Here is a 5,015-nt window from a genome sequence, read left to right as displayed (position 1 = left end):
GGCCTCCAGGCGGGGCCGCCGCGCCCGCCGCCCAAGGGAGACGGCATGGCGGACACCCTCCGGGCCCTGGCCGAGCGCTGCACCCGGCTGCTCGGCCCGGACGCGGTCATCACCGATCCCGTGCGCCTGCGCACGTACGAGTGCGACGGGCTGACGTCCCACCGCGCCCGTCCCGGCCTGGTCGTCCTGCCCGAGAGCGCCGAGCAGATCGCCGCCGTGGTGCGCGCGTGCGCGGCGGCGGGCGTCCCCTACGTGGCGCGGGGGTCGGGGACGGGCCTGTCCGGCGGGGCGCTCCCCCGGACGGACGGCGTGCTCATCGTGACGGCGAGGATGCGCCGCGTCCTCGACGTCGACGTGCCGAACCGGCGCGCGACCGTCGAGCCGGGCGTCACCAACCTGGACGTGACGCGCGCGGCGCGCCCGCACGGGTACTACTTCGCGCCCGACCCGTCCAGCCAGCAGGTCTGCTCGGTCGGGGGGAACGTCGCGGAGAACTCGGGCGGCGCGCACTGCCTGAAGTACGGGTTCACCGCGCACCACGTCCTGGCCTGCGAGATCGTCACGCCGGACGGCGAGATCGTGGAGCTGTCCCGGGACGATCCGGGCTTCGACCTGCTGGGCGTGTTCGTCGGCTCGGAGGGCACGCTCGGCATCACCACGAAGATCACCGTGCGGCTGACCCGGCTGCCGGAGACCGTCCGGACGCTGCTCGCCGCCTTCGACACGATCGAGCGGGGCGGCCGGGCGGTGTCGGCGATCATCGCGGCCGGGGTCGTGCCCGCCGCGATCGAGATGATGGACGCGCTGTCGATCGAGGCGGCGGAGGCGGCGGTGGCCTGCGGCTATCCGGACGGCGCGGGCGCGGTGCTGGTGGTCGAGCTGGACGGCCCGGAGGCGACCGTCGCGCACCGGTTCGCCGAGGTGCGGCGGCTGTGCCGGGAGGCGGGCGCGTTCGAGATCCGGGTCGCGGCCGACGACGCCGAGCGGGCGCTGATCTGGAAGGGCCGCAAGTCCGCGTTCGCCGCGATGGGCCGCATCAGCCCCGCCTACATCGTCCAGGACGGCGTCATCCCCCGCACGGCGCTCGGCGAGGTGCTCGGACGCATCGACGCGCTCAGCCGCGAGTCGGGCGTGCGGGTGGCGAACGTGTTCCACGCCGGGGACGGCAACCTGCACCCGCTGGTGCTCTTCGACGACGCCGAGCCGGGCGCGCAGGAGCGGGCCGAGACCGTGTCCGGCGCGATCCTCGACCTGTGCGTCGAGCACGGCGGGTCCATCACGGGCGAGCACGGCGTGGGCGTGGACAAGGCCCGCCACATGACGCGCATGTTCAGCGACGACGACCTGGACACCATGCAGATGGTCCGCTGCGGCTTCGACCCGGGCGGCCTGTGCAACCCGGGCAAGGTCTTCCCGACGCCGCGCCTGTGCGGGGAGGTCCCGGGCGTCCGCAAAGGTCCGCACCCGCTGGTCGCCGAGGGAAGGGCGGACCTGTTCTGATGCCCGCTCCGACGCACGTTCTGGACGCGTTCGCCAAGGTCTGCGCCGATGTCCGCCCCGGCAGCGACACCGACCGCGTGGACGGCATCGTCCCGCGGGTCGTGGCCCTGCCCGCCAGTCTGGACGAGGCGTCGGCGGTGATGCGGACGGCGGCCGGGCACGGGCTGGCCGTCGTCCCGTCCGGCGGCGGGAGCAAGCTCGACCGCGGCCGTCCGGTGGAACGCTGCGACGTGCTCGTGGGCACCCGGCGGCTCGACCGGATCATCCGGCACTCCCCCGGCGACCTGACCCTGCACGTCGAGGCCGGGCTGACGTTCGGCGCGCTGCGGGACGCCGAGGCCGGCGGGTGGGGGCAGCACCTCGCGCTCGCTCCCCCGGAGGACGGGACGGTCGGCGGCGCGATCGCCGCGGACACGGCGGGGCCGGACAGGCTGCTGTACGGGTCCGCCCGCGACCTGCTGATCGGGATCACGGTCGTGCGGGCCGACGGGACGGTCACGCGGTCCGGCGGCAGGGTCGTCAAGAACGTCGCCGGGTACGACCTGGGCAAGCTCTACACGGGGTCGCTCGGCACGCTCGGCCTGATCGTGGACGCGACGTTCCGGATGCATCCGGCGGCGCGGACCGTCCGCGTCGCGGCGACCGTGCCCGATCCCGGCCGGGCCGTCCAGGCCGTGCTGCACTCGCAGGCCGTCCCACGCGCGCTGGAGATCGACCGTCCGGCGGGCTCGGACGAGACGACGGTCGCCGTGGAGGCGGAGACGGAGACGCCGGACGAGACCGCCGCCCACCTGCGCGAACTCCTCGGCGGCACGCCCGCGCCCGACCCCGGCTGGTGGAACACGCTGCCCGAGGGCGAGATCCTGGCGGAGATCCGCACCCTGCCGGCGCGGCTGCCCGACGTCATGGCGGCCACCAAGGGACTGCCGCTGCGCGGTTCCGCCGGCTCCGGCCGCCTTCACACGACGCCCGAGGACGTCGAGGAGCTTCGGGAGGCGCTGGAACCGATCGGCGCGCGGGTCGTCCTCGTGCGCGCGCCTCAGTCCGTCCGCGAGTCCGTGGACGTCTGGGGTCCCATGCCCACCCTCCCGCTCATGCGGCGTGTGAAGGACCAGTTCGACCCCGAGCACCGGCTCTCGCCCGGCCGGTTCGCCGAAGGAGTGTGACCGCGTGCCCCAGCCGGACGAGTTCCCCGCCGCCCAGCCGGACGAGTCCCGTGACGCGCACGCGGACGAGTCTCCGGGCGCGCACACGGACTACTCTGCGGGCGCGCACGCGGACGAGTCACGTGACGCCCGGGCCGACGAGCTGCCCGCCCTGCTGGACGACTGCGTCCACTGCGGCTTCTGCCTTCCGACCTGTCCGACCTACGTGCTGTGGGGCGAGGAGATGGACTCGCCGCGCGGGCGCATCCACCTCATGGCGCAGCACCAGGAGGGCGCTCCGCTGGACGACGCGATGGTGCAGCACTTCGACGCCTGCCTGGGCTGCATGGCGTGCGTGACCTCCTGCCCGTCCGGCGTGCGGTACGACCGGCTCATCGAGATCACCCGGGCGGAGGTCGAGGCGGAGCACCCGCGGTCGCTTCCCGAGCGAGCCGTCCGTGAGGCGATTTTCCGGCTCTTCCCCTATCCGGGCAGGCTTCGGGCACTGCGCGGCCCGCTGCGGGCGTATCAGCGCTCCGGGTTGCCTGCGCTGGTCAGGCGGAGTGGCGTCCTCGAACGGCTCTCCCCGACGCTCGCCGCGATGGAACGCCTCGCGCCGCCCACCCGGAAGGCTCCCCGGCTGCCCGAGCGGGTCGCCGCGCGCGGCGGACGCCGGGCGACGGTCGGGATGCTCACCGGATGCGTCCAGCGCGAGTTCTTCCCCGGCGTGAACGCGGCGACCGCGCGCGTGCTGGCCCTGGAGGGCTGCGACGTCCTGATCCCGAGGCGGCAGGGCTGCTGCGGAGCGCTGTCCCTGCACTCCGGACGCGCCGCGGAGGCCCGCGCCTTCGCCCGCCGGACGGTCGAGACCTTCGAGGGCGTGGACGTCATCGTGGTCAACTCCGCGGGCTGCGGTTCGGCGATGAAGGAGTACGAGACCCTGCTCGCGGACGATCCCGCCTGGGCGGCTCGTGCGCGCACGCTCTCGGCGAAGACCCGCGACCTCGCCGAGTACCTGGCCGAGCTGGGGCCGCGCGCGGAGCGGCACCCGCTGCCGGTGACCGTCGCCTACCACGACGCCTGCCACCTCGCGCACGCGCAGGGGGTGCGGTCGCAGCCGCGCGCGCTGCTCGCGGGCATTCCCGGGATGGACGTGCGGGAGATCGCGGACCCGGAGATCTGCTGCGGCTCCGCGGGCACCTACAACCTGCTCCAGCCGGAGGCGGCGGCCGACCTCGGAGACCGCAAGGCCGCCACCGTGGCCGCGACCGGCGCGGACCTGCTCGTCGCCGCGAACCCCGGCTGCTCCCTCCAGATCGCGCAGGCCCTGGAGCGGCGGGGCACGCCGCTGCCGGTCGCGCACACGGCCGAGGTACTGGACGCGTCGCTGCGCGGCCGTCCCGCCTCGTCGTTGCTCACCCGCTGAGCCCCACCCCTACTCACTTTCTGACAAACGGGTCTTCCCCCGGACGAACAAACCGGGACACGCGCTTGCCTCCGGCCGTGCCGCCCCCTCTCCGACCAGCGGCTCCGGCCGCTAGCTCCGGCCGATGAAGCCGATGTCCTCGAAGGCCGGTTCCCAGAAGCCGCACGCGCCCAGGTTGGCGAGCCCCGCCCGGACCGCGACGACCTGGGGCCGCTGGTAGAGCGGCAGCACCGTCGCCTCCCGCCAGACGAGCCTGTCGGCGCGGTTGATGAGCCGCCGCGCGCGGGCCGTGTCCACCTCGGCGATGGCCCGGTCCATGGCCGTGTCGATCTCCGCCGACCCGGCGCGCGCGTAGTTCTGCTGGATGTGCTCGCCCTGCGGACGGGCGAAGACCGACCGCAGCGGGGAGAGCGGGAACGCCGTGCCGAGCCACGAGAACGGCACGATGTCGAAGTTCCCGGGCGTGACGTACTGGTCGAACAGGTCGTCGGTGGGGACGGGCACGATGTCCACGCGGACGCCCACGCGCGCGAGCAGCGCCCGGGTCAGCTCGCCCTCGCGCCGGCTCGCGGCCACGCCGGACGGCACGACGAAGCGCAGCGCGAGCGTCCGGCCGTCCTTCGCGCGGTAGGCGCCGTGCCGGAGCCAGCCCGCCTCGTCCAGCAGCCGTCCGGCCCGGTCCGGATGGTAGTGCCCCAGCTCGCCCGAGTCGTCCTGGTACCCGGCCTGGGTGTCGACGTAGAAGTGGTTCCCCAGCGGACGCGGCGGACGGCCCAGCCCGGCCAGGTCGGACCGGACGATCACCTCGCGGTCCACCGCCATGAACAGCGCGCGCCGCACCCGCACGTCCGCCAGCGCGGGCGCGGCGGCGTTGAACGTCAGGTGCCGCCAGTCCGGGCCGCCCGCGCGGCGGATCCGCGCGCCCCGGACCTCGGCGGCGCGGC

4 protein-coding genes are annotated in these 5,015 nt (G+C 74.9%); 3 read left to right on the top strand and 1 reads right to left on the bottom strand.

Features of this window, described 5'->3' with window-relative positions:
* Positions 1-45: 45 nt before the first annotated feature.
* From DZF91_RS28485 to DZF91_RS28475, 3 genes are all read left to right on the top strand, one after another.
* Entirely contained in the window at positions 46-1,500 is a 1,455-nt protein-coding gene (locus DZF91_RS28485) for an FAD-linked oxidase C-terminal domain-containing protein (protein ID WP_117360204.1), read from the top strand.
* Positions 1,500-2,666 carry an FAD-binding oxidoreductase gene (locus DZF91_RS28480; RefSeq protein ID WP_117360203.1) on the top strand — a complete coding sequence of 389 codons (1,167 nt, stop codon included), beginning with the start codon at positions 1,500-1,502 and terminating at the stop codon, positions 2,664-2,666. The genes DZF91_RS28485 and DZF91_RS28480 overlap by 1 nt, the downstream gene beginning before the upstream one ends.
* 142 nt (positions 2,667-2,808) lie before the next feature.
* On the top strand, positions 2,809-4,071 hold the full coding sequence (locus tag DZF91_RS28475; RefSeq protein WP_117360205.1) for a heterodisulfide reductase-related iron-sulfur binding cluster: 1,263 nt from the start codon (positions 2,809-2,811) through the stop codon (positions 4,069-4,071).
* Between the two features lie 111 nt (positions 4,072-4,182).
* Here DZF91_RS28475 and DZF91_RS28470 read toward each other — a convergent pair.
* Positions 4,183-5,015 (bottom strand): ABC transporter substrate-binding protein (locus DZF91_RS28470; protein ID WP_235834632.1); only part of this gene is annotated, 833 nt, incomplete at its 5' end.

The sequence above is a fragment of the Actinomadura logoneensis genome, assembly GCF_003428695.1.
In the GTDB taxonomy this organism is placed as follows: domain Bacteria; phylum Actinomycetota; class Actinomycetes; order Streptosporangiales; family Streptosporangiaceae; genus Spirillospora; species Spirillospora logoneensis.
Note: the sequence above shows the minus strand (reverse complement) of the source record. Positions and strands in the feature narration are given on the sequence as shown.

What these genes read in the sequence shown, in the direction of transcription:
- DZF91_RS28485 (WP_117360204.1), top strand. Translation starts at nt 46, where the DNA reads ATGGCGGACACCCTCCGGGCCCTGGCCGAGCGCTGCACCCGGCTGCTC.
- DZF91_RS28480 (WP_117360203.1), top strand. Translation starts at nt 1,500, where the DNA reads ATGCCCGCTCCGACGCACGTTCTGGACGCGTTCGCCAAGGTCTGCGCC.